Source organism: Shewanella sp. 10N.286.45.A1, assembly GCF_041470405.1.
GTDB lineage: Bacteria > Pseudomonadota > Gammaproteobacteria > Enterobacterales > Shewanellaceae > Shewanella.
Genome location: NZ_JBFRMK010000075.1, coordinates 1 through 22,698 on the forward strand (window position 1 = coordinate 1; position 22,698 = coordinate 22,698).

The 22,698-nt window shown below is 43.1% G+C and carries 19 protein-coding genes; 7 read left to right on the top strand and 12 right to left on the bottom strand.

What is annotated here, in order from left to right; translation table 11 throughout:
- Window positions 1-78 precede the first annotated feature (78 nt).
- From AB4238_RS06480 to AB4238_RS06500, 5 genes are all read right to left on the bottom strand, one after another.
- Window positions 79-1,410, bottom strand: a complete 1,332-nt coding sequence (locus AB4238_RS06480; RefSeq protein ID WP_372032333.1) for a transglycosylase SLT domain-containing protein — start codon at window positions 1,408-1,410, stop codon at window positions 79-81.
- Window positions 1,411-1,501: 91 nt separating this feature from the next.
- Window positions 1,502-2,098, bottom strand: coding sequence for an LPP20 family lipoprotein (locus AB4238_RS06485; protein WP_372032335.1), 597 nt, complete (start codon window positions 2,096-2,098; stop codon window positions 1,502-1,504).
- Between the two features lie 9 nt (window positions 2,099-2,107).
- A complete protein-coding gene (locus AB4238_RS06490) occupies window positions 2,108-3,148 on the bottom strand; it encodes a hypothetical protein (RefSeq protein ID WP_372032337.1) in 1,041 nt (346 codons plus the stop codon).
- Window positions 3,149-3,180: 32 nt separating this feature from the next.
- Window positions 3,181-4,149 carry an LPP20 family lipoprotein gene (locus tag AB4238_RS06495; protein WP_372032339.1) on the bottom strand — a complete coding sequence of 323 codons (969 nt, stop codon included), beginning with the start codon at window positions 4,147-4,149 and terminating at the stop codon, window positions 3,181-3,183.
- A 15-nt stretch (window positions 4,150-4,164) separates the two neighbouring features.
- Window positions 4,165-4,914, bottom strand: a complete 750-nt coding sequence (locus AB4238_RS06500) for an ETEC_3214 domain-containing protein (RefSeq protein ID WP_372032341.1) — start codon at window positions 4,912-4,914, stop codon at window positions 4,165-4,167.
- Between the two features lie 277 nt (window positions 4,915-5,191).
- On the opposite strand from AB4238_RS06500, the gene AB4238_RS06505 reads away from it, so the two are divergent.
- The 3 genes from AB4238_RS06505 to tusA all read left to right on the top strand — a co-directional run bounded on the left by AB4238_RS06505 (window position 5,192) and on the right by tusA (window position 6,521).
- Window positions 5,192-5,653 (top strand): GNAT family N-acetyltransferase, encoded by a 462-nt coding sequence (locus AB4238_RS06505; protein ID WP_372032342.1) that lies wholly within the window; start codon window positions 5,192-5,194, stop codon window positions 5,651-5,653.
- A gap of 18 nt (window positions 5,654-5,671) precedes the next feature.
- A complete protein-coding gene (gene ybaK, locus AB4238_RS06510) occupies window positions 5,672-6,139 on the top strand; it encodes a Cys-tRNA(Pro) deacylase (RefSeq protein WP_372032344.1) in 468 nt (155 codons plus the stop codon).
- Between the two features lie 136 nt (window positions 6,140-6,275).
- Window positions 6,276-6,521: a sulfurtransferase TusA gene (gene tusA, locus AB4238_RS06515; protein ID WP_372032346.1), complete on the top strand. Its 246-nt coding sequence runs from the start codon at window positions 6,276-6,278 to the stop codon at window positions 6,519-6,521.
- 173 nt (window positions 6,522-6,694) lie between these two features.
- On the opposite strand, the gene AB4238_RS06520 is transcribed toward tusA, so the two are convergent.
- A complete protein-coding gene (locus AB4238_RS06520; protein ID WP_372032348.1) occupies window positions 6,695-6,856 on the bottom strand; it encodes a hypothetical protein in 162 nt (53 codons plus the stop codon).
- Window positions 6,857-7,015: 159 nt separating this feature from the next.
- On the opposite strand from AB4238_RS06520, the gene AB4238_RS06525 reads away from it, so the two are divergent.
- Together AB4238_RS06525 and AB4238_RS06530 are read left to right on the top strand one after the other, a co-directional pair.
- Window positions 7,016-7,465 carry an MOSC domain-containing protein gene (locus AB4238_RS06525; RefSeq protein WP_372032350.1) on the top strand — a complete coding sequence of 150 codons (450 nt, stop codon included), beginning with the start codon at window positions 7,016-7,018 and terminating at the stop codon, window positions 7,463-7,465.
- A 268-nt stretch (window positions 7,466-7,733) separates the two neighbouring features.
- Entirely contained in the window at window positions 7,734-10,928 is a 3,195-nt protein-coding gene (locus AB4238_RS06530; protein WP_372032351.1) for an amidohydrolase family protein, read from the top strand.
- A 353-nt stretch (window positions 10,929-11,281) separates the two neighbouring features.
- On the opposite strand, the gene AB4238_RS06535 is transcribed toward AB4238_RS06530, so the two are convergent.
- Window positions 11,282-11,848 carry a DNA-3-methyladenine glycosylase I gene (locus tag AB4238_RS06535; protein ID WP_372032353.1) on the bottom strand — a complete coding sequence of 189 codons (567 nt, stop codon included), beginning with the start codon at window positions 11,846-11,848 and terminating at the stop codon, window positions 11,282-11,284.
- Between the two features lie 117 nt (window positions 11,849-11,965).
- On the opposite strand from AB4238_RS06535, the gene glyQ reads away from it, so the two are divergent.
- Together glyQ and glyS are read left to right on the top strand one after the other, a co-directional pair.
- Entirely contained in the window at window positions 11,966-12,871 is a 906-nt protein-coding gene (gene glyQ, locus AB4238_RS06540) for a glycine--tRNA ligase subunit alpha (RefSeq protein WP_020910253.1), read from the top strand.
- An 11-nt stretch (window positions 12,872-12,882) separates the two neighbouring features.
- A complete protein-coding gene (gene glyS, locus AB4238_RS06545; RefSeq protein ID WP_372032354.1) occupies window positions 12,883-14,952 on the top strand; it encodes a glycine--tRNA ligase subunit beta in 2,070 nt (689 codons plus the stop codon).
- A 79-nt stretch (window positions 14,953-15,031) separates the two neighbouring features.
- Here glyS and AB4238_RS06550 read toward each other — a convergent pair whose 3' ends face one another.
- From AB4238_RS06550 to dnaA, 5 genes are all read right to left on the bottom strand, one after another.
- Window positions 15,032-16,072 carry an HDOD domain-containing protein gene (locus AB4238_RS06550; RefSeq protein ID WP_372032355.1) on the bottom strand — a complete coding sequence of 347 codons (1,041 nt, stop codon included), beginning with the start codon at window positions 16,070-16,072 and terminating at the stop codon, window positions 15,032-15,034.
- Between the two features lie 124 nt (window positions 16,073-16,196).
- On the bottom strand, window positions 16,197-18,614 hold the full coding sequence (gene gyrB / locus AB4238_RS06555) for a DNA topoisomerase (ATP-hydrolyzing) subunit B (RefSeq protein WP_372032357.1): 2,418 nt from the start codon (window positions 18,612-18,614) through the stop codon (window positions 16,197-16,199).
- Window positions 18,615-18,630: 16 nt separating this feature from the next.
- Window positions 18,631-19,713, bottom strand: a complete 1,083-nt coding sequence (recF, locus tag AB4238_RS06560) for a DNA replication/repair protein RecF (protein WP_372032358.1) — start codon at window positions 19,711-19,713, stop codon at window positions 18,631-18,633.
- 116 nt (window positions 19,714-19,829) lie between these two features.
- Complete coding sequence (gene dnaN / locus AB4238_RS06565) at window positions 19,830-20,930, bottom strand: DNA polymerase III subunit beta (protein ID WP_371994785.1); 1,101 nt, start codon at window positions 20,928-20,930, stop codon at window positions 19,830-19,832.
- 19 nt (window positions 20,931-20,949) lie between these two features.
- Window positions 20,950-22,335 (bottom strand): chromosomal replication initiator protein DnaA, encoded by a 1,386-nt coding sequence (gene dnaA, locus AB4238_RS06570; RefSeq protein ID WP_372032359.1) that lies wholly within the window; start codon window positions 22,333-22,335, stop codon window positions 20,950-20,952.
- Window positions 22,336-22,698: the final 363 nt, after the last annotated feature.

The window sequence follows — 22,698 nt, forward strand, 5'->3', positions numbered from 1 at the left end:
ACCGTGAAAGATCAACAGCCCCTAGTTAATCGTTCATAAAAAAGCCAGCATCTGCTGGCTTTTTTATTACTCAAAATATTAAATCTTATTCTGATAAAGTTCGATACGGCTACTGACCTTCTTAAGGTAATGCTTAGTTTCATCGTAAGGAAGATTATGGAGTAGGTGCTGATAAACTTCATCTGGTGCCATCTTGTTAATCACTTTAGCCGCCTTTCTGATATTTCTCGCACCATCAGCATTAAACGCTTTAGCAACGTTACCAGCGCCAGTGTTATATGCAGCAATCATGCAGTACAAACGGCTCTCATCGTTCTCAATAGATTTCAGGTAGCGCTTATTTAAAATATTAAGGTAAGCGGCCCCCGTTTCGACATTCACATCTGGTGTGTACAGGTCACCAGACGACATCGGCTCACTAATCTTTCTCACGATCTGGTTTACATCATAGCCCGCTGTAGTTGGCACAATTTGCATCAAACCATAAGCTGGGATTGGTGAGGTTGCTTTGGGATCAAAGCTCGACTCAGAATGAATAACCGCCATAATCAGAGCAGATGAAATTTGCCACCTTTCCCCCTCCTCCTGTGCAAAATCAACCACAGCATTAGCTCTTGAGCTCAAGCCATTCTTAGGCAATTTTACTTTGTATTCGACAATCTTCTTCGCTGTTAGTTTCGCAGTCTTCTCTGTACGCTGCTTATCATAATCATCAGCAACGGCAATTAAACGCTCTTTAGCGACCGCCAGTAACTTTTTCTTTTTCTGAATAGTGACCTGTTCAATCATGTCGATAGATAAGCTATCAGTCTTGGCCAGTTGGACTTTATCCGACTCTTTATCAATCTCAACTAACTGGGCTTTTGTTTGCTCTATGATGACTTGCTTAGCCTGTTTTTCATTTTCAGCAGAGAAAGCCACCGGGGTTACTTTTACAGCAGCAACAGCTTCTGGTTCAAGTGCAATAATAACTTTAGATACATTGGACTCTGGAGTTGCGGCTAATTCAGCGACTTGTTTCTTAAGTTCAGCTTTCGCCTCATCATCGGTGGTATTGCTATCAACCAGGATTGAAACTGAAACTTCATTATTATCATAATCGATAATGGATTTTACAGTTTGGTCCGCGGAGTACTCAACACTCTTATGCCGCTCAGATACATCACCAACGCCCCACTTCTTGATGATTTCCGCTCTGTACTGATCGAACTCTCTAAGGTATTCAACTCGCCAGTTCTCATATTCAGCCATATAAGCAAAAACAAAATCCTGATATTCCTTATCTTTTTGTTCTTGAGTAAAGCCAGCTTTATCTATTTCAGCATCAATCTCTGCAAAGCGATCGGCAGCAAAAACCGACGGCACACTCAGCATTAAGCAAGTCATTAAACCTGTTAAACGAGTTTTCATTCTTGAATCCTTTCATCACAGCCTGAAACGTATTAAGACCAACATAAAGCAAGAAGGAAGCAAAGTGCTTCCTTCTTATAACGAGGTCAGATTAAAGTTTTTGTAACGTAGAAAGCACCGCATCTAGCTCTTCAGCGGCTTTCTTGTTGTTAAACTTATTCCACAATTCAGGATCTTTCTTACCCGCAGCGGCAACCACTTTTGCTAGGTTTTCGTCGTAGGTGACTTTGTCCATGCCCACTAACGTATATAGTCCACCACCTGGGCTACGCTGAGTAACGATCACTCGGCTATTAGACAAAGTACGGCTCGTTACGTTTTTAGTGACTGATTCAAAATACTCATTAACCTCTTCAGACACACTTTCAGTGGTCGAGATTACATTAGCTTTAGTTGCTTGCTTGAACAGGGTATTAACGTTTGATTCAAACTGCTGCGCCAATCTAGCTCGAGCATCATTGGTAGCAACATCTCGCATAATGCTCAATCCAGCCACACTCTTCTTGGCGTATCCAACCGCTCCCATTTCTATACCTTCAGGCATAACATCACACACCCAACGAGGCGCGCTAACAGTTGGAGCATCAGGGTAAAAGCAGTCGATCTGCTGCACGTTCTGTACAGTATCGTTACTTGAACAACCACCTAGCATTGCCAAAACGGCTGCTGAAATTAATACTTTTTTCATTTTAATCCTTTAAAAGCTAAATGTTTTTGACATTGTTTCTGATGTTTTATGGCATAAACTAGCGAAAATGGACATATCATTACAGGCATCTTCAAACTTTACTTTTACAGTATCACCACGCTTTACCTTACCCGCCATATCGTTATCAATAATTACCCAAGAGTGATTTGGTTTAATGCCATGCTCAGCATTATTAATAACTTCACCTTCGCCATAGCCACTGGTTTCTATTTCAATTTCACCAGCATAGTTAGTCACTTTCTCATGAGTAATAAAATCGACGTCCCACTCAGGCTCAACACCATGGTTGCTGCCCATATCGATACGTACCATGGTACCTGCATCACACTGTCGCATCTCTACAATGCTCGCTCTTGGTGCTAATAAGTTTTTCAGTTCATCATTACGAGTCACTGAGTACTTAGCCGCTTCAGCAACCATACTATTGATCTGGTCGTTAGAAATTGGGCATCGAGAGTTACTCGTCTCATATGAGTGAGAACTATCTCCAATAAACTCAATTTGATCTAGTGTTAACATATCTGGTAATGATACTGCTTTAGTACTTGCCTCTATTTTTGCCTCGAAATGACATGCAGCCGCTACGTATACCCGCTTATCTTCAATGGGGTCGTAAGCTTTGTGAGCAGCCTTAAATTCACGAGAAAAACTAGCAACACCGATATCGGTAAATATGGCAAAATCTGCCACAGGTACACCTTCAGAGCTATATACTCCACTTGCTTCAGCTACCTGTAACTCTGATTTCAACTTCTTCGCTAAACTACGATCCACAATTTTAGAACCAGTAATATCAACTTGCTTCGTCAATGATTGATGGAAAGAGGCGGTAATATTTCTTGCTGTTGAAGTATCAACCTTTAGATCGGGCTCAAAAATAATAACTTTAGTGCTAGCAGTGCCCTTAACCACATGGCTACTTACAGGCAACTCGACTCTAGTCGATACTGAACAAACATTAGGGCCTGTTGACTTACAACCCGTTACCGCAGTTAATACGGCTAATGCAACAAAAGCTTTTTTATACATATTGATATCCATATTCAATGATAAGAAATTAACTAAAGCCCTAAAGCTTTCCAAAAGCTCTGCTCTTTTAACTCAGCAGAAAATTTACGAGTGGCGCCCTCATTTGCACGCTCATAACTTGTTACCGAGTTAGCATTGGCAATGACTTCATTACTTGCTAATACGTTACCAGCATGATTTTTGAGAACTAAATTCACTTGGACTGTCGAGATATACATGTCGGATATGTAGTTCTTACGCCAGTCAGTATCGAGAATAAGTTTATGGCTATAGCTGCTTGATGCTGCATCAACAACTTGTATATTGAAGTCTGTAAAATAAGCCGTAATTGATTTTTTCATCAGCTGGTCATTTACCGTCGCTGCAATAGCCACTTTTATACCTGAATGCACCTCTGCCACTTTTGCTTTTAATTGAGGAATAAGATTTCTGGAAGTCTGTTTTTCAGAGGATAATGCGGTCAGCATAGATAACCGACTCGCCATGTTTCGTTCGAGTGTCGTCACATCAGCATTTTTCAGCCACCAAACGAGTGAATCCATCTGGGACAGACTGTCTAGCTCGAACTGAACTTGTTGATTGTAGTTTTCGATATCAGCAAGAAGCTGCGCCTCTATATTTGACTTATCGACCACAGCCTCAACATAGAAGACTTTACCAACCTGTTGCGCCTTAGAGAATACAACACCATTAAGCACCACTGCTGATGTCTTAGTATTCACGCTAAAGTCATTAAGCTGCTGATAATGTTCACGGCCATTGATGTCGTTAGCAATATTGCGGCTTAAACCTTTTGACTTCACTTCAGTCCATAGTTGCTGATTCAGCGCACTCATCGCTTTCTGTTTGGCCTTATCAAGTGAAGTAGCCTCACCAACAGCAACTAATGACGCGCTATTTGTCAAAGTTGGATTTAAATACCAATCAGGCGCCTTACTTGTTGACTGACAGGCTACCACCAAGGTTAGCCCCAAAAATATAGCGCTCAGCTTTAGATTCATACTTCATCCTTGATATTAATCTATTTTTAAAAGTGTCTTATATTCGAAATGTGTTAACAGCCCTTCAACCATAACTTTGGGTGCAAGCTCTGTAACCGCAAAATAGTTCGGGGTAAGCTTACGGCTTGTGGCCAATGCTGCGCTCACATCTTCAATGCCACGATCTAATTCAGCATTGAGTGTCTTTACCGCACCGCTATCAGCAGGACTAAAGTCACCGTAATTTACAGCCCCCAAAATTAGGTTATAGAACATTACCTTTTTACCTAAATCATGAGCTTCAGCGTAATACTCAAGATTATTTGCATCAGAAAAATAACTATCAGTTTGAGAAAAAGAGTGTTCTAGCGGAGTCGATAATAATGTCTGGGATGTATAAGGAATTGAGACTTGAAAATCAGCAGTTAAGCCAACCACAGCATAGCCTGATAAACGTTTATCTTTGATAGCTAGCGTGAGTTGGTATTTCTTATTGCTGTAATAAAAATAGACAATATCAGTATCAGACTTGGATTTTTTGGATACATGCGGATCACCAAGAATACTGGTAATATATGCTTGAGTTTGCCCGACATGCAGAGTAGAAAGGTGCTTGTACTCTATGTCGTTTGTCCAGTTAGCGATAACTGCTTCATAGGCACTACTAACAGCATCTTTAGTGTCATTCCATTGCCCTAATGACAACATAAGCGCAACAATAGTTAACGCTATACTTTGCAGCTTACTCCAGAAACTCACCTTTACTGGCTTTTCAACATCATCCATGTCGACACTATCACCCTTGTATTAACAGTAACGAAAAACACACCTCGATAACAACAAATGCAATATATCACAACAACTTAGAAGGAGTTAAGTAAAAAGTCTAATTTTGGATAAAACAGACATAACCTCCATATTCCTACTTTCATGCCACCACCAAAGGTGTATATTGGCTTCTTAGCAAAATAATACACCACTAAGATTAAGTATTTTTTTGCAAAAAAAACATTAGTGACTATTAAATTAGTCGACTCAAGAAGCCTCTGGAGAACGCAAGATAATGCAACTACTTTTACTATCGGAAAGACCAGAATCGATAGCGCAAATAGCAAGGTGGTATAGTGACGAATGGGGCTATATTGGTGAAGGGCGCAGTACAGTGGAACTTGAACAAAAGCTCACTGATTATCTCAACAGTGACAAGTTGCCACTGATCACTATCGCACAGCAAAAAGAGAAATTAATTGGTGCTGCCCAGCTACGTTTTCATGAAATGGACATCTACCCAGACAGAGAACATTGGCTAGGAGGTGTGTATGTAGAAACCTCTTCAAGAGGCCAAGGCGTTGCTGAGAGGTTAATTACCGCCATTATCGATAAAGCAAAAACACTCGGGATTAACAGTATCAATCTTCAGACTGAAGATATGAGCGGTGGCTTGTATAAAAAGCTCGGTTGGCAAGCTGTAGAACAAGTTACCTATCACGGTATAAAAGTCTTAGTTATGGAAAAATCGATTTGATTTGAACTAGGTAAAATTATGACTCCAGCAATAGACTTACTGATCAAACAGAAAATATCCCACGAGCTGCATGAGTATCAACACGACCCCGCCTGCCAAGCATATGGCTTGGAAGCGGCGGAAAAAATAGGAGTACCGGTAGAACAAGTCTTTAAAACCTTAGTAGTAAAGCTCGACGCTAAGCAACTGGCCGTTGCCATTATTCCTGTAGCAAATAAGCTGAGTATGAAATCGATAGCTAAGGCAGCCAAAGCTAAAAAGGCAGTGATGGCTGAAGCGATAGAAGTGCAACGAAGCTCTGGTTATGTGTTAGGTGGCGTCAGTCCTATTGCACAAAAACGACTACTGCCAACCTTTATTGATGACTCTAGCAGCAAGCTAGGCACCATTTATGTTAGCGGCGGGCGCAGAGGTTTAGACATAGCATTATCGCCGACAGATTTAAAGCAACTTCTAAAGGCAAGTTACGCCCCACTTACAGCTTAATTTCACAATGTTCCACGTGGAACATTGTGCTTGTATTAAACAAAGTCGACCTCACAAAACCCAGTAATCAACTTGGATAAATGCCGGCTCTGGAGTAATATTAGCCACTTCTGTTTAATCGTTCTTCTGAGGCATTATGAGCGACCAATTTAATAACGCACAACATCAACTTGATGCATTAGGGCTTAGATGCCCAGAGCCAGTGATGATGGTGCGCAAATCCGTAAGACGAATGAGTGATGGCGAGACTTTATTGATTATTGCCGACGACCCTGCAACCACACGTGATATTCCAAGTTTTTGCGAATTCATGGATCACACGCTAATCGCCAGTCAAACAGAAGCCACTCCTTATCAGTATTTGATAAAGAAAGGCCTATAGTAACTATACCGATCCTACTTAAGCTATTCGTTTCAGATGCATTGTGCTAGCTCAACGCTAACCACATTTGCATAGCGATGGTCATTCCCTTCAAAGTTAATACAGCAACCAAGTGGACAGGCATATGCCCTTCTACAATGGGTATTAGTACGCCTTACTCTGAGCTATTAATTCTACCGAGGGAATAACCATTTGCTACAGTCCATGGCATGATTAGCGACCATTTGATTGCCACTGCATCCGCCATATTCAAGTAATGCCAATTCCATTAAAGAGTTGCGCTCATTTAGTCGTATATCGAGTGCCATGTGCGCTGTATCAGTTGATTTCCCCATACCTTAAATAGCTGAGCGTCTCAGGACGCTCACTGCTAACCTTAAATTTTTTCTACAATGTGCCTGGAATTGAAAGCCCTGAGAACGCTCTGAACTGAGTATATCTTTAATGGAATTGGTATAAGATGGCTATATCACCCGGACCTAAGGATTGAACCGATGACAAAACTAGTTGGTATTGCATATAAAACTGAAAAACGCGGTGCGATGATCACCACTGAGCACGCTAGCGTCACTCAGAAAAATGGAGTCGAAAATGATATTTTTGGCCGCCCGGGTAAACGCCAAGTAACAGTGATGTCACTCCAGCAATGGCAACAAGCCTGTAATGAGGTAGATAAAAATCTACCTTGGTTTACCCGCAGAGCAAACCTGCTAGTTGACGGTTTAAGCTTTTCAGCACTAGACCAAGGTAAGCGGCTTGTCATTGGCGAACTTATTCTAGAAGTAACAGGTGAAACCGACCCTTGTAAGAAAATGGAAATCGCTTACCCTGGGCTAGAAAAAGCGCTGTTGCCAGATTGGCGAGGCGGTGTCACCTGCCGTGTACTAAACGATGCTAGCATTGCAATAAACGCCCCCGTTTCCCTAATAGCAGTAACCGAGTAAAACTAATACTTAATACAATTGGTGTAAGGCCGTATCAGAGCTACGGCCGCATACTCTCCATTAGATAGACGCTCCCGTAAGTCGATACACACCACCATCTCGCCAACGCCCTATTCCTTTAGAATTCTTACTTTCACCTTTAACTAATTGAAACAGAATTTATGTTTTACTGTTAACGGATTTATGCGATAACTGTTACCGAAATTGACACCTATACAACAGCAATATTGTCACTCCTGAACAACTACAAAAAAAACATAGGAAAAGCATGTTAAAAAATAAGCTCACCCCAATATATGCAGCCATAGCGCTAAGCTTCAGCATTCCCAGCTTAGCTGAAGAAGATAAAAAGTCTTGGCAGGTAAATGCACCTGCTAATGCACCACTGCAACAAGTTAAAATTGATGTTACAGAAGGCACGTGGATGAATGTTAGTGTTAGCCCTAATGGCAAACATATAGTGTTCGATTTACTTGGAGATATCTATCAGATCTCAACAGATGGCGGCGAAGCAAAGCCGCTTGCTAAAGGCATCGCTTGGCAGATGCAGCCGGTCTATAGTCCAGATGGAAAATACATTGCCTTTACCTCAGATGAAGATGGCGGCGATAACATTTGGATAATGGAAGCTGATGGCAGCAACCCACGACCAGTAACCACTGAAACTTTTCGCTTACTTAACAGCCCAGCATGGAGCCCAGACGGACAATACCTTGTGGCTCGCAAACATTATACCGGCAGCCGCAGTTTAGGTGCTGGTGAAGTTTGGATGTATCACGTTGCTGGCGGTGAAGGAATTAAGCTAACCGAACGACCAAATGAACAAAAAGACTTAGGTGAACCGGCCTACTCGCCAGATGGCCGTTACATCTACTTCAGCCAAGATGCCACACCAGGCAAAACCTTCCACTACTCAAAAGATTCAGTAAAAGGTATTTACAAGATCAAGCGTTACGATACCCAGACTGGTGATATCGAAGTGCTTATTCAAGGTACTGGTGGTGCAATTAGACCAACACCAAGCCCTGATGGAAAGAAACTGGCTTATATAAAACGAGATGGTTTCCAATCTTCACTTTACCTATTAGATCTAAAATCGGGTAAAACCGAGAAACTGTACGGTGAGCTTGACCGCGATATGCAGGAAACGTGGGCGATTCACGGTGTTTACCCGACCATGAGCTGGACAGCTGATAACGATGAAATTGTATTCTGGGCCAATGGTAAGATTAACAAGTTAGAGGTAGAGTCTAAATCGGTTGCACAGATCCCTTTCAGTGTTAAAACAGAACGCGCGGTACAGCCTGCTGTTCGCTTCCAACAAGATCTCGATAAAGATGTATTTGATGTAAAAATGCTACGCATGGCGCAGGTCTCGCCAGGCGGCAAAAAAGTAGCATTTGAAGCACTGGGTAAAATCTGGGTTAAGAGTCTACCAGATGGAAAAATGTCTCGCCTAACTAAGCTTGATAGTGAACTTAGAGAGCTGTTTCCTCAATGGTCTCGCGACGGTAAAAAGATAGTGTTCACCACTTGGGATGATCAACAACAAGGCACAGTGAGTCTTGCAACGGTGCGTAATAAACGAGTAAAGGTGCTGACTAACGAACCTGGTAAATATGTCGAACCCACCTTTTCTCCAGATGGCGAAACCATTGTCTATCGCAAGGCTAAAGGTGGCTACATTACTCCACGTACTTGGTCGCAAGAGACTGGCTTATACCAAGTAGACACTGACGGTGATAACAATACCAAGATCACCGCCTCAGGCTACCAACCACAGTTTGGCGCTGACAATAGTCGCGTTTACTTTATGGAAAGTGGCGAAACACCGCAGCTATCTTCTATAGGTTTGAATGGTTTTGAAAAACGCGTGCACTACACCAGTAAGCATGCAACAGAATTTAGAGTATCACCTGATGGCAAGCAACTAGCCTTTGCTGAGCGCTTTAAAGTCTTTGTGACTCCTTTTGCCAAGCATGGTGAAACAGTTCAGATAGGTCCAAAGGCGAGTAACTTACCGGTTACCCAGCTGAGTGTTCGTGCTGGTGAAAGCATCAGCTGGAGCAATGATAACAACCAGCTATACTGGACGCTTGGCCCAGAACTATATCAAGTGAAAGTAGATACTCAGTACACTGAACAAGCTGAAGACGAGAAAGCAGAACCAACGATTACTGATCTAGGCTTTACTAAAAAAGCAGATGTTCCACGTGGAACAATTGCTTTTGTTGGCGGAAAAATCATTACTATGGAGAATGATCAGGTCATCAATAATGGCACGGTTATCGTAAAAGATAATCATATTGTTAGCGTTGGCTCATCTTCTGTAATCGATATCCCTAGCGATGCAAAAGTTATCGATATAACAGGCAAGACGCTGATGCCGGGCTTATTCGATGCTCATGCCCATGGTGCTCAAGGTGAGAATGAAATCATTCCTCAGCAAAACTGGGAACTGTACTCCAACCTTTCACTCGGTGTAACTGCAATACATGATCCGTCGAATGATACCACTGAGATATTTGCTGCATCTGAACAGCAAAAAGCAGGTAACATTGCTGGCCCACGCATCTTCTCTACAGGTACTATTTTATATGGTGCAAATGCGCCTGGTTATACCTCGCATATCGACTCTCTAGATGATGCTAAGTTTCATTTAGAGCGTCTGAAAAAAGTCGGTGCATTCAGTGTTAAGAGTTACAACCAGCCGCGACGTAACCAACGTCAACAAGTGATAGCCGCTGCGCGAGAACTTGAGATGATGGTTGTGCCTGAAGGTGGCAGCTTACTGCAACACAACCTCACCATGATTGCCGATGGTCATACAGGTATTGAACACTCCTTGCCAGCAGCGAACATTTACAGCGATATAAAACAGTTCTGGGGACAGACTGACGTTGGCTACACACCGACTCTCGTTGTGGCTTACGGTGGTATCTCAGGTGAAAACTACTGGTATGACAAAACCGATGTTTGGGCTCACCCGCGTCTGTCTATGTATGTACCATCAGATATTCTAGATGCTCGCTCAATGCGTCGCCCTACTGCGCCTGATGAACATTACAACCATTTCAATGTTGCCCGCGTTGCCAATGAACTGAATGACATTGGTATTAAGCCGAACATTGGCGCACACGGTCAACGTGAAGGATTAGCTGCTCACTGGGAAATGTGGATGTTTGCTCAAGGTGGTATGAGTAATCTTGAAGTACTTAAAACTGCAACCATTAATCCAGCGAAGCATTTTGCGATGGATCATCAGATAGGTTCAATCAAACAAGGTAAGCTAGCAGACCTAATTGTAATTGACGGTAACCCGCTTGAAGATATTCGGGTTACAGATCGCGTCACTTACACCATGGTCAACGGCAAACTTTATAATGCCGAGACGATGGATCAACTCAATGGCGGTAATAAGAACAGTGGTAAACAGAGGAAGCCATTCTTTTTCGAAAAATAGCTACCGCGGAAGAGCTTTTGAAAATAGCATTTTTTATGAAAAATAGCCGTTTTCAAATTTAAATTCTGAGTAACTTGATACTGATTTAAATATTTCAGGAAAATTATTTTTTGTTGTAAAACCAGTAGAAAGTCATTCTCTAATGAAAAGGATGTTCCACGTGGAACATCCTTTTTTGTTTTGGACTTAATTATTAGTGAGTCTAGGTTCTAACATAAACCGTAATTGATGGGCTAAAGCCCAACCTACAAAAATGATAATACTCTGGCTTCACTGTCATTGTGCTTCCTAAAAACGACCACCAATCTTTTCTAAACCTAGTTCCATTCTCTATTACAGCCCAGCGCCTCATCTTAGCTTTGCGAGCGATGACAAAAGCAATCTGTGGTGTGGTCATTGACCATGCCAACCGCTTGCATAAAAGCGTAGCAAATTGTTGGCCCTACAAAGTTAAAACCTAGCTTTTTAAGTGCTTTCGACATCGCTTCTGATTCCGAAGTTTGTACTGGCACTTGTTTCATAGATTGAGGATGGTTAACTTTAGGCTTGCCATCGACAAACCCCCACAAAAAGTCAGAAAAATCATTACCCTGCTCGACAAAAGCCAAATACGCTTTCGCGTTTCTGATAATTGAATTAACCTTTAAACGGTTACGAACAATCCCAGGGTTAAGCAGTAGCTCCTCAACTTTATCGGCGTCGAACGTGGCAATAATATCGGGGTTAAAATTAGCGAAAGCCGCCTCATAATTTTGCTGCTTCTTCAGGATAGTAATCCAAGACAAGCCGGCTTGCTGACCATCGAGACAGAGCTTTTCAAATAGCTCTCGGCTATCAAATACTGGCCTTCCCCATACTTGATCATGGTACTCCTCGTAGATAGGATCTTTACCCACCCAAGCACAACGTATTACTTCCATAGTACAAATCCTATAATTTTAGCCAACCAGATAAAAAATAACCTACATAAGCGCTATTCTACAAGGTATAATCGAAACCATTTTCTATTTAGGCTTCCAGGCAGTAGACAAGCGGATATGACGACCAAACACGACGTAAAAACATTCCAGGGTTTTATTATGACCCTACAGGAATACTGGGCGCAGCAAGGTTGCGCAATTGTTCAACCATTAGATATGGAAGTAGGTGCTGGCACATTCCACCCTATGACTTTCCTAAGAGCGCTAGGCCCAGAGCCGATGAGTTGTGCCTATGTACAACCAAGTCGTCGTCCTACCGATGGCCGCTACGGTGACAACCCAAACCGTCTACAGCACTTTTATCAGTACCAAGTCGTGCTAAAACCTTCACCAGATAACATTCAAGAGTTATACCTAGGATCGTTAGAAGCCGCAGGTATCGACATGAACATCCATGATGTTCGCTTTGTAGAAGACAACTGGGAATCACCTACTTTAGGTGCCTGGGGTCTAGGTTGGGAAGTATGGTTGAACGGCATGGAAGTATCGCAATTTACTTACTTCCAGCAAGTAGGTGGACTAGAGTGTAAACCCGTCACCGGTGAGATCACCTATGGTCTAGAGCGTCTGGCCATGTATATCCAAGAAGTGGATAACGTCTATGACTTAGTATGGACTGACGGCCCAATGGGCAAAGTCATGTATGGCGATATCTTCCATCAAAATGAAGTTGAACAATCAGCTTATAACTTTGAACATGCCAATGTTGAAGTCTTATTTAGAGCATTCGATGACTGCGAAGTTGCTTGCCAACACCTGCTCTCATTAGAAAAACCGCTTGCGCTACCTGCTTATGAGCAAGTGATGAAAGCCTCTCATGCATTCAACTTACTTGATGCTCGCCACGCGATTTCTGTTACTGAACGCCAGCGTTATATTTTACGCGTTCGAACCATGGCTAAAGGCGTTGCCGAAGCTTACTATCAATCTCGTGAAGCTCTTGGCTTCCCTATCGGTAAGTAGAGGATTAACTTATGAATTTTGAAAACTTACTGATTGAAGTCGGTACTGAAGAACTGCCACCAAAGTCACTGCGTAAATTGGCTGAATCTTTCCTTAGCAATTTTACCGATGAACTAAAGAAAGCTGAACTGACTTTTGAGTCAGCAGTTTGGCATGCAGCGCCTCGTCGCCTAGCAATAAACATCAACCAACTTGCGCTCGCTCAAGCAGACAAGGTGGTTGAAAAGCGTGGTCCTGCGGTAGCACAAGCTTTTGATGCTGACGGTAACCCAACAAAGGCTGCCATGGGCTGGGCTCGTGGTAATGGTATTACTGTAGAGCAAGCAGACCGCCTTAAGACTGACAAAGGTGAATGGTTACTGCATCAAGCAAAAGTGGTTGGTGTTGAAACTAAGAGCTTAATTGCTGCGATGGCGCAGCGCTCTTTAGACAAACTACCTATTCCTAAGCCAATGCGTTGGGGTAGCAATACCACTCAGTTTATCCGTCCTGTCCATACGATCACTATGCTATTAGGTAGCGAAGTCGTTGAAGGTGAGCTATTAGGCATTAAGTCTGACCGTATCATCCGTGGTCACCGCTTTATGGGTAAACCAAGCTTCGAGCTCGATCATGCAGACAACTATTTGTCAGCACTGAAAGAGCAAGGCAAAGTCGATGCTGATTATGAATCTCGTAAGGCACAAATTAAAGCTGATGCCGAAGCTGCAGCGGCTAAGATAGGTGGCGTCGCCGATCTAGAAGATGACCTGCTTGAAGAGGTGACCTCACTAGTCGAATGGCCAGTGGTATTAACGGCGAGTTTCGAAGAGAAGTTCCTCGACGTACCAGCAGAAGCCTTGGTTTATACCATGAAAGGCGATCAAAAATACTTCCCTGTATTTGATGACGCTGGTCAGCTATTGCCTAACTTCATCTTTGTTACCAATATCGAATCGAAAGATCCACAACAGATTATTTCCGGTAACGAAAAAGTGGTTCGTCCTCGCCTTGCCGATGCTGAGTTCTTCTTCGAGACAGATAAAAAGAACACCCTTGAGTCACGCCTTAGTAGCTTAGAAACCGTTGTGTTCCAAAAGCAGCTTGGCACCATCAAGCAACGCGTTGAACGCATCTCTACATTGGCGGCATACATTGCCACCAGCATCGGCGCTAATAGCGAAGAAGCTGCTCGTGCAGGTCTACTGTGTAAGTCAGACTTGATGACTAACATGGTGATGGAGTTTACCGACCTTCAAGGCACTATGGGCATGCATTACGCCCGTCTAAATGGTGAAACTGAAGCGGTAGCGGTTGCGCTAGCTGAGCAGTACAAACCTAAATTCTCAGGCGATACTGTGCCTACAGCACCAATATCTATCTGTGTCGCACTGGCTGAAAAGCTCGACACACTCGTGGGTATTTTTGGTATTGGCCAAGCGCCGAAAGGTGCTGCTGACCCATTCGCACTGCGTCGTGCTGCGATTGGTGTATTGCGTATTTGTTTAGAAAACAACTTACCACTTGATCTGGTCGACTTGATTGCTCAAGCACAAGCGCTACATGGCGAAAATCTCACTAACGACAAAGCGCCGGAGCAGGTACTTGAGTTCTTTATGGGACGCTTCCGTGCATGGTATCAAGATCAAGGTGTAGGTGTAGACGTGATTTTAGCAGTATTGGCTCGTCGCCCTACCGCTCCTGCTGATTTTGAAAGCCGCATTAAAGCCGTTGCTCACTTTAGAACTCTTGAACAAGCCTCTGCTCTTGCTGCTGCTAACAAGCGTGTATCAAACATTTTGGCGAAAGTGGAAGGTGAACTACCTGCCACTATCGACAATAACTTGTTAGTTGAAGCCGCTGAAAAAGCGCTTGCTGCAAAACTTGCTGAGTTACAGCCTCAATTAGCACCATTATTTGCTGCTGCTAACTACCAAGAAGCACTGGCACTACTCGCTAGTTTGCGTGAAAGTGTTGATACCTTCTTTGAAGATGTAATGGTAATGGCTGATGATCAAGCTCTTAAGAATAACCGTTTAGCGCTACTTTCTAGCCTACGCGACCAGTTCCTACATGCTGCAGATATCTCATTGCTACAGTAAAGGCTGCTAGCCATTAGCTATTAAAAAGCCCCTATTTTAGGGGCTTTTTTGTGTGTTAAAACTAACGGCTGTTATTGCCTTAGAACTGGATCAGCTTCTGGTGTAATTCATCAAAGCCCGTTCTATCAATACCAGTATCCATTAATAAACGATTAAGTTGTTGCTCCTGCAACTTCCCAGCTTCCAACAACATCGAGCACTCACTGATTAAATTAGCCCGCCATACCGCTTCAGCAAGGCCACCAACAGGCTTAGAATCAACAATCGCCAACCGACTAAGCTCAGCCTTGAATATTGCAGGTAACTCCCAATACTGCACCAATAAGGCGCTTAGGCTTAATGATTTAGCAGTCATCACTTGCTTAAAGAGGCTAGAACAAGGCTGTTCGCCCGGTTCTGCTTGCTTAAACGCTTCTAACAACAATTTAAAGATCGCTATTTTACCAACGTCATGGATTAGCCCCAACATAAAGGCACTTTCGCTATCCTCTTCAAACAGCTCACTTGCCAAATAGGCAACTTGCATTGAATGACGCCAAATTTGCGAACCAAAGCGACGGAAATAGATAGGCTTAATTTCAATACAACCACGCAGTAAACTGGTCGTAACAAAACGCCTTATCTGCTCTCGCCCCAACTGCACTAATGCTTGCTGCAAACTGGTGATCTCTTTTTCGCTGCGCCTGAACAGCGGACTGTTACATAGTTTTAGCACCTCAATACTTAGTAGAGGGTCTTTTTCTATCAAGACGAGTAAGGCTTTGGTATCACTAGTCTCGTCCGCCAGCTGTTTATCCAATGCCGCCACTTGCGTTGGGAGTTTTAATACCCTATCTGCAATGGCTTTTGGCGCAGACAACGCAGCTTCTACTCGCCTAAATACATTTTTCTCCAACTCATTTGCCACACCGCTTTGCTGAATACTAGGAAACAACAAGCTGTAGAAAAGAGAAGTAACATCTACAGCGGTAACTTGAACAACCTCTGGCTGAATATTACTTGGCTGTAGTTTTAGCTGGGAGGGTTGATAAAGTTCTGTTGTCGTTGAAAAGCTTTTTGGCTTTTCGATTACGACTTTTTCTCTGATATTAAACAGTTTTTTGAATGCTTTCTTAAACATTTTACATGACCGGACATATCAGTTGCTTAAATTTAGCAAGCAGATATGAAATGCAATACAACAAAAAATCGGCGCTAGATGCGCCGATTTCACTATTTGCAAAGTAATGACTTTCGCAATAAAACTAAACGTCTAGGTTAGCCACGTTAAGTGCGTTTGACTCAATAAAGTCACGACGCGGCTCAACTTGATCACCCATCAAACAAGTGAAGAGTTGATCGGCGCCAATGGCATCTTCGATGGTCACTTGCAGCATACGGCGTGATTCAGGATCCATTGTAGTTTCCCACAATTGCTCTGGGTTCATTTCACCCAATCCCTTATAACGTTGAATATATTGACCGCGCTTAGACTCACTCATTAACCAATCGAGTGCTTCAACAAAGCTACTAACATCTTTAGTACGCTCACCACGCTGAACATAGCCAGTCTCTTCAATCAGACCATTTATTTCTGCGCCTAAATTAACAATTGTCGCGTAGTCGTTAGACTGGAAGAAGTCATACGTGAACAAGAAGTGAGTATCAATACCATGCTTACGAATAGTAACCTTCGGCAGGTAAACTTGACGCTCAGGATCGAGTACCGGCTCAGCACTATATAAAATACCGCCAGTCTCTTTCTCTTCAAGTGCAGCAACAAAAGTGTCAGACCAAACTTTAACTTGTGCTTCGTCACTCAGCATTTCATTGGTCAATGCAGGGTGATACAACATCAAATCAGTAATGTTAGTTGGGTAACGTTGCTCTAAACGCTCAATAATAGCTTCAACTTCACGGTACTGGTTAACCAAACGCTCTAATGGTAGACCAGACATGCCTGGTGCACCTTGCGCTGGATAAACATTGGCATTATCGAGTGCTTGAGTGGTTAGGTACTCAGTCAATGCAGGATCATCTTTCAGGTACTGCTCTTGCTTACCCTTCTTAACTTTGTACAAAGGTGGTTGGGCGATGTAGATATAACCACGCTCGATAAGCTCAGGCATTTGACGGAAGAAGAAGGTCAATAGCAAGGTACGAATGTGCGAACCATCGACGTCGGCATCGGTCATGATGACGATGTTATGGTAACGCGTCTTATCTGGATCATATTCGTCACGGCCAATACCACAACCTAAAGCGGTAATGAGCGTGGCAACTTCTTGCGAAGATAACATCTTATCAAAACGTGCTTTTTCAACGTTTAAGATCTTACCTTTAAGTGGCAGAATCGCTTGGTTCTTACGGTTACGTCCCTGCTTGGCTGATCCGCCAGCAGAGTCCCCTTCCACTATGTAGATTTCAGAAAGCCCAGGATCTTTCTCTTGGCAATCGGCCAACTTACCTGGCAAACCACCTAAATCGAGTGCACCTTTACGGCGAGTCATTTCACGGGCTTTACGCGCCGCTTCACGAGCACGTGCTGCATCAATAATCTTACCAACAATCAACTTAGCTTCGTTTGGGTGCTCCATTAGGTAGTCACCTAACTGCTCACCCATTGTTTGCTCTACAGCAGACTTAACTTCACTTGATACTAGCTTGTCTTTAGTCTGTGAGCTGAACTTAGGATCCGGTACTTTAACAGAGATAACAGCAGTCAAACCTTCACGAGCATCATCACCGGTTGCGCCAGTTTTACCCTTCTTGTTAAAACCTTCACGTTCCATGTAGTTGTTCAGGTTACGAGTAAGTGCACCACGGAAGCCCGCTAAGTGAGTACCACCATCGCGCTGTGGGATGTTGTTAGTAAAACAGAAGATGTTCTCTTGGAAGCCATCGTTCCACTGCATTGCCACTTCAACGGTAATCCCGTCTTCACGTTCTTGAATAAAGTGGAATACTTCTTTGTTTACTGGTGTTTTGTTAACGTTTAAGTAGTCAACAAATGCGCTGATACCGCCTTCGTACTTGAAGAATTCATCGCGATTATCACGCTCATCAACTAAGCGTATACCCACACCTGAGTTTAGGAAGGATAGTTCACGAACACGTTTGGCTAAGATGTCGAAATGAAACAAAACATCAGAGAAGGTCTCTGGGCTAGGCCAAAAACGGATGACAGTACCCGTAGATGTCGCTTCACCAACCGGTTTAATCGGCTCGTTAGGCTCACCCATGGTGTAAAACTGCTCATAAACTTTGCCGTCGCGACGAATAGTCAATTGCAACTTATGAGACAGTGCATTAACTACAGAAACACCTACACCGTGAAGGCCGCCAGATACTTTATAAGAGTTATCATCGAACTTACCACCAGCATGCAGTACCGTCATAATAACTTCGGCTGCTGAAACACCCTCTTCCGGATGGATCTCAACAGGAATACCACGACCATCATCGGTGACCGATACAGAACCGTCAGCGTGGATGGTAATAGTAATGTCGCTACAGTGGCCCGCTAGCGCTTCATCGATAGAGTTATCGACCACTTCGAATACCATGTGATGTAGACCGGTGCCATCATCGGTATCACCGATGTACATTCCAGGTCTCTTACGTACCGCATCAAGGCCTTTTAAAACCTTAATACTCGAAGAATCATAACTATTCTCTGACATATTATTCTCTCGTCGGTTATTCAATTACCGTTACACGCCCATGTTCCACATGGAACATCTTACTTGGTGGCGTGATTAACGAATCAACTATGGCTGCAGGTTCAATTGCCGTGACAAAAACTTGTGCGCCGGTATCTGCTAACTGCTGCAGCAATAGTTTCCTATGCTGTGCATCCAACTCCGATGGAAGGTCATCCACCAGATAAATACTTTTTTTATCTATTTGTTGTTTGAGCAACTTTCCTTGTGCAATACGCAATGCACAGACTAACAATTTCAATTGTCCACGGGACAAAGCGTCTTGTGCAGGCAGTGTTCCTACCCGCAATCTTAAGTCCGCTTTGTGAGGTCCGCTGACGGTAAAGCCTGTGGCTAAATCTCTGGGATACTGCGTCTCGAGCAGCTGTGCATACTCTGTTTTACTATCCCATCCTCGGGTAAAAGAAACCTTAACATCAACCTGAGGTAAAAACTCTTCGATTATACCCTTAAGTAGCTCATTTAACGAGTCTACATATTGCTTTCGTATCTCAGTAACCAGTTCAGCATAACGAATAAATTCTTTATCCCAAAATTGAATCGAACTATAGGGAGATTCGTCTCTGAGTAACTGATTTCTTTGCTTCAAAATACGGCGTACATTCACCCATGCAGCATAAAAACGAGGGTCAGAATGAAACGCCCCCCAATCTATAAACTGACGTCTGGATTTTGGGCCTTCAAAAAGCAATGAAAAGCTTTCTGGAGTAATCACTTGTATCGGTAAAGTTTCAGCTAACGTCGATAGACGCTTTACTTTATCACCATTAATTTTTACTTCAATCTCACCGCTTCTAAAACGCCTAAGACCAATTTTACTCTCATCCTCGGCACTCACCATATTAGCAAACAAGGTCAGAGCATCAGTATCATTCTTAATAACTCGTTGCGATAAATGGCTGCGAAAAGAGCGCCCCATCCCTAAAAAGTAAATAGCTTCTAAAATACTAGTCTTGCCACTACCGTTCTGGCCATAAATAACATTTAGCCCTTCACCTGGCTGCAACTGCGCCGAGCTAATATTACGGAATGCTTCAATATGAAGACGGTTAAGACTCATTGATACCTTTTAACGCTGCGGGGACAAAAATTTAAGAAGTGGTATTTATACCAGATAAAGCCGACAGAGTGTCTTAGAAACTTTATCTGGTATCTAAAGCAGAGTAATACAGCCTGCTACAAACGCATAGGCATGACGACATACATTGAGTCTTGCTCTATGTGATTGTCGATAAGCGCACTAGAGTTGCCATCAATTAAGGTGATACGCACATCATCAGACGGTAGGTTGTTTAGCACATCAAGCAGGTAGCTGACGTTAAAACCAATCTCTAACGGTGTGTTTTCGTATTCGACATCTAAGATCTCTTCCGCTTCTTCCTGTTCAGGGTTATTCGCGGTGATCTTAATGAGGTTATTCTCTAGCTGTACACGCACACCACGGAACTTCTCATTCGACAGAATAGAAGCACGTAGCAAAGCCTGTTTAAGTTGCTGACGACTCGCGATAACAATCTTATCGCCGCCTTTTGGCAACACGCGGCGATAATCTGGGAAACGACCATCAACTAGCTTACTGGTAAATACAGCAGTGGCAGTGGTGGCTCTAATTGCATTCTCACCAATCGCAATGGTGACATCTAGGTCATCACCTTCAAATGAGCGCATAAGTTCAAGTACGCCTTTACGCGGCACAATCACCTGCTTTTCAGGTAAAGAAGCTTCAATCATTCGATGGCTCAACGCCAAACGGTGACCGTCAGTCGCAATAGCACGTAAAACATTGCCTTCGGTCTCTAATAGCAAACCGTTAAGGTAATAACGCACATCTTGGTTAGCCATTGAGAATTGAGTCGCATCAATCAAGGACTTCATAGTGCCTTGCTTGAGGGTAAACTCAATTTCAGCTTCAAATGCTTCTACATTCGGGTACTCTTCCGCTGGCAAAGTTGCCAAGGTAAAGCGGCTACGACCAGAACGTAACAATAGACGATTTTCTTGTTGCTCAATTTTAAGCTCAACCTGATCAGGTAAAGACTTAACAATATCTAGGAATTTCTTAGCGGGTACGGTTGTACGGCCTTCAAGAACTTCACCTTCTAGTTGCACCTCACCGACCAATTCAACTTCTAAATCGGTACCAGTCAACTTTAGTGAGTGAGCACTTACTTCTACCAAGAGGTTTGCCAGAATAGGCAAGTTGTGTCGTCTTTCCACCGCGCCACTGACTAACTGTAGTGGCTTTAATAGGGCATCCCTATCAATAGAAAATTTCATTGGTTTCAAATCCCTGATATTAAGAAGATAAGGTTCTTATCAAGTTAGCATAATCTTCTTTAATGTCATGACTTTCTTCACGCAACTGGGCAATTTTACGACATGCATGTAAAACAGTTGTATGGTCACGACCACCAAATGCATCGCCAATTTCTGGCAAGCTTTGGTTAGTAAGCTCTTTTGATAATGCCATAGCCATCTGTCTTGGGCGAGCCACGCTGCGTGAACGACGCTTAGACAACATATCGGCCATCTTAATCTTGTAGTATTCAGCAACTGTCTTTTGAATATTATCGATAGTCACCAACTTCTCTTGCAACGCCAGTAAGTCACGCAGTGCTTCACGCACAAAATCGATAGTAATCGGACGACCAGTAAAGTTGGCATTGGCAATAACACGGTTTAACGCGCCTTCAAGCTCACGGACATTCGAACGTAAACGCTTGGCAATAAAGAATGCCACTTCATCGGGTAGGTTAATGCCACTCTCTTGTGCTTTACGCATCAAGATCGCCACTCGGGTTTCTAGCTCTGGTGGCTCAATCGCAACCGTTAGACCCCAACCAAATCGAGATTTAAGACGATCTTCAACACCGTCGATCTCTTTCGGGTATTTGTCAGAGGTCAAAATGATCTGGTGGTTACCCTCTAATAATGCATTAAAGGTATGGAAAAACTCTTCTTGCGATCGGTCTTTGTTTGCAAAGAATTGAATGTCATCAATAAACAGTGCGTCTACGCTGCGGTAGTAACGCTTAAACTCTTCAATCGCGTTGTTTTGCAGGGCTTTAACCATATCCTGTACAAAACGCTCTGAATGCATATAAACCACTTTTGCATCTGGCTTATTTTTAATAATGCCATTACCTACAGCATGCAATAGATGGGTTTTACCCAAACCAGTACCGCCATATAGGAACAATGGGTTATAAGCACCGCCGGGGTTTTCAGATACTTGCAGCGCTGCCGCTTTACCCAACTGATTCGATTTACCCTCTACGAAGTTATCGAACTGATAGGTAGGGTTAATATTGCTACGATGGTTGGCTGTAATAGCAGGCTCAGCTTGCGGGGCATTAAAGGTAGGTCTTTCTACCGCTTTGCTGGCAGCAGGTTTAGGTCTAACCGCTGCAGTAGCCTGAACCACAGGTTTAGCAGACGGACGACTACCGATGTCAAAACGCAAATTAGGCGCATCAGCTCCCATCTGCTCAGTAAAAAACTGGTTGATGATATTAAGGTATTTATCTCTAACCCAATCTAAAACGAAACGGTTAGGTGCATAAATGACAAGCGTATCGCCTTCCATTTCTGCCTGTAACGGTCTTATCCACATACTGAATTGCTGAGCAGAAAGCTCATCTTGCAGCCTTGCGATACATTGTTGCCAAAGTGAAACCGCCACGTACTTATCCCCAAAAGATCATACAAAAGAGGTGTATTCTATAGTGAGATCACGCTGATCGCTATCCTTTACGCATATTTATCCCCAGATAGATCAATGAAACGATAAGATCACGATCTTAAGCGATCGCTGACGATCAAAAAAATAGCAGAAACCCTCAAATCCAGCTTTATAAAGCGATCCAGATCGATCTATAATAGACGCACTTCGATCTGTTTTTTGATCTACTGAACCACAAGATATAGTGGTAACTCACAGAGTTATCCACAAACTCTAGTAGCTTTATCCTTTCGAAGAAATAACCAAGAAGGCATTATTTAATCACTTGAGTCGATTCCTTATTGACGTACATAGTTAAAGTGA

Coding starts and splice junctions, on each gene's coding strand:
- AB4238_RS06480 (WP_372032333.1), bottom strand. CDS start 1,410: ATGAAAACTCGTTTAACAGGTTTAATGACTTGCTTAATGCTGAGTGTG.
- AB4238_RS06485 (WP_372032335.1), bottom strand. CDS start 2,098: ATGAAAAAAGTATTAATTTCAGCAGCCGTTTTGGCAATGCTAGGTGGT.
- AB4238_RS06490 (WP_372032337.1), bottom strand. CDS start 3,148: ATGTATAAAAAAGCTTTTGTTGCATTAGCCGTATTAACTGCGGTAACG.
- AB4238_RS06495 (WP_372032339.1), bottom strand. CDS start 4,149: ATGAATCTAAAGCTGAGCGCTATATTTTTGGGGCTAACCTTGGTGGTA.
- AB4238_RS06500 (WP_372032341.1), bottom strand. CDS start 4,914: ATGGATGATGTTGAAAAGCCAGTAAAGGTGAGTTTCTGGAGTAAGCTG.
- AB4238_RS06505 (WP_372032342.1), top strand. CDS start 5,192: ATGCAACTACTTTTACTATCGGAAAGACCAGAATCGATAGCGCAAATA.
- ybaK (WP_372032344.1), top strand. CDS start 5,672: ATGACTCCAGCAATAGACTTACTGATCAAACAGAAAATATCCCACGAG.
- tusA (WP_372032346.1), top strand. CDS start 6,276: ATGAGCGACCAATTTAATAACGCACAACATCAACTTGATGCATTAGGG.
- AB4238_RS06520 (WP_372032348.1), bottom strand. CDS start 6,856: ATGGGGAAATCAACTGATACAGCGCACATGGCACTCGATATACGACTA.
- AB4238_RS06525 (WP_372032350.1), top strand. CDS start 7,016: ATGACAAAACTAGTTGGTATTGCATATAAAACTGAAAAACGCGGTGCG.
- AB4238_RS06530 (WP_372032351.1), top strand. CDS start 7,734: ATGTTAAAAAATAAGCTCACCCCAATATATGCAGCCATAGCGCTAAGC.
- AB4238_RS06535 (WP_372032353.1), bottom strand. CDS start 11,848: ATGGAAGTAATACGTTGTGCTTGGGTGGGTAAAGATCCTATCTACGAG.
- glyQ (WP_020910253.1), top strand. CDS start 11,966: ATGACGACCAAACACGACGTAAAAACATTCCAGGGTTTTATTATGACC.
- glyS (WP_372032354.1), top strand. CDS start 12,883: ATGAATTTTGAAAACTTACTGATTGAAGTCGGTACTGAAGAACTGCCA.
- AB4238_RS06550 (WP_372032355.1), bottom strand. CDS start 16,072: ATGTTTAAGAAAGCATTCAAAAAACTGTTTAATATCAGAGAAAAAGTC.
- gyrB (WP_372032357.1), bottom strand. CDS start 18,614: ATGTCAGAGAATAGTTATGATTCTTCGAGTATTAAGGTTTTAAAAGGC.
- recF (WP_372032358.1), bottom strand. CDS start 19,713: ATGAGTCTTAACCGTCTTCATATTGAAGCATTCCGTAATATTAGCTCG.
- dnaN (WP_371994785.1), bottom strand. CDS start 20,930: ATGAAATTTTCTATTGATAGGGATGCCCTATTAAAGCCACTACAGTTA.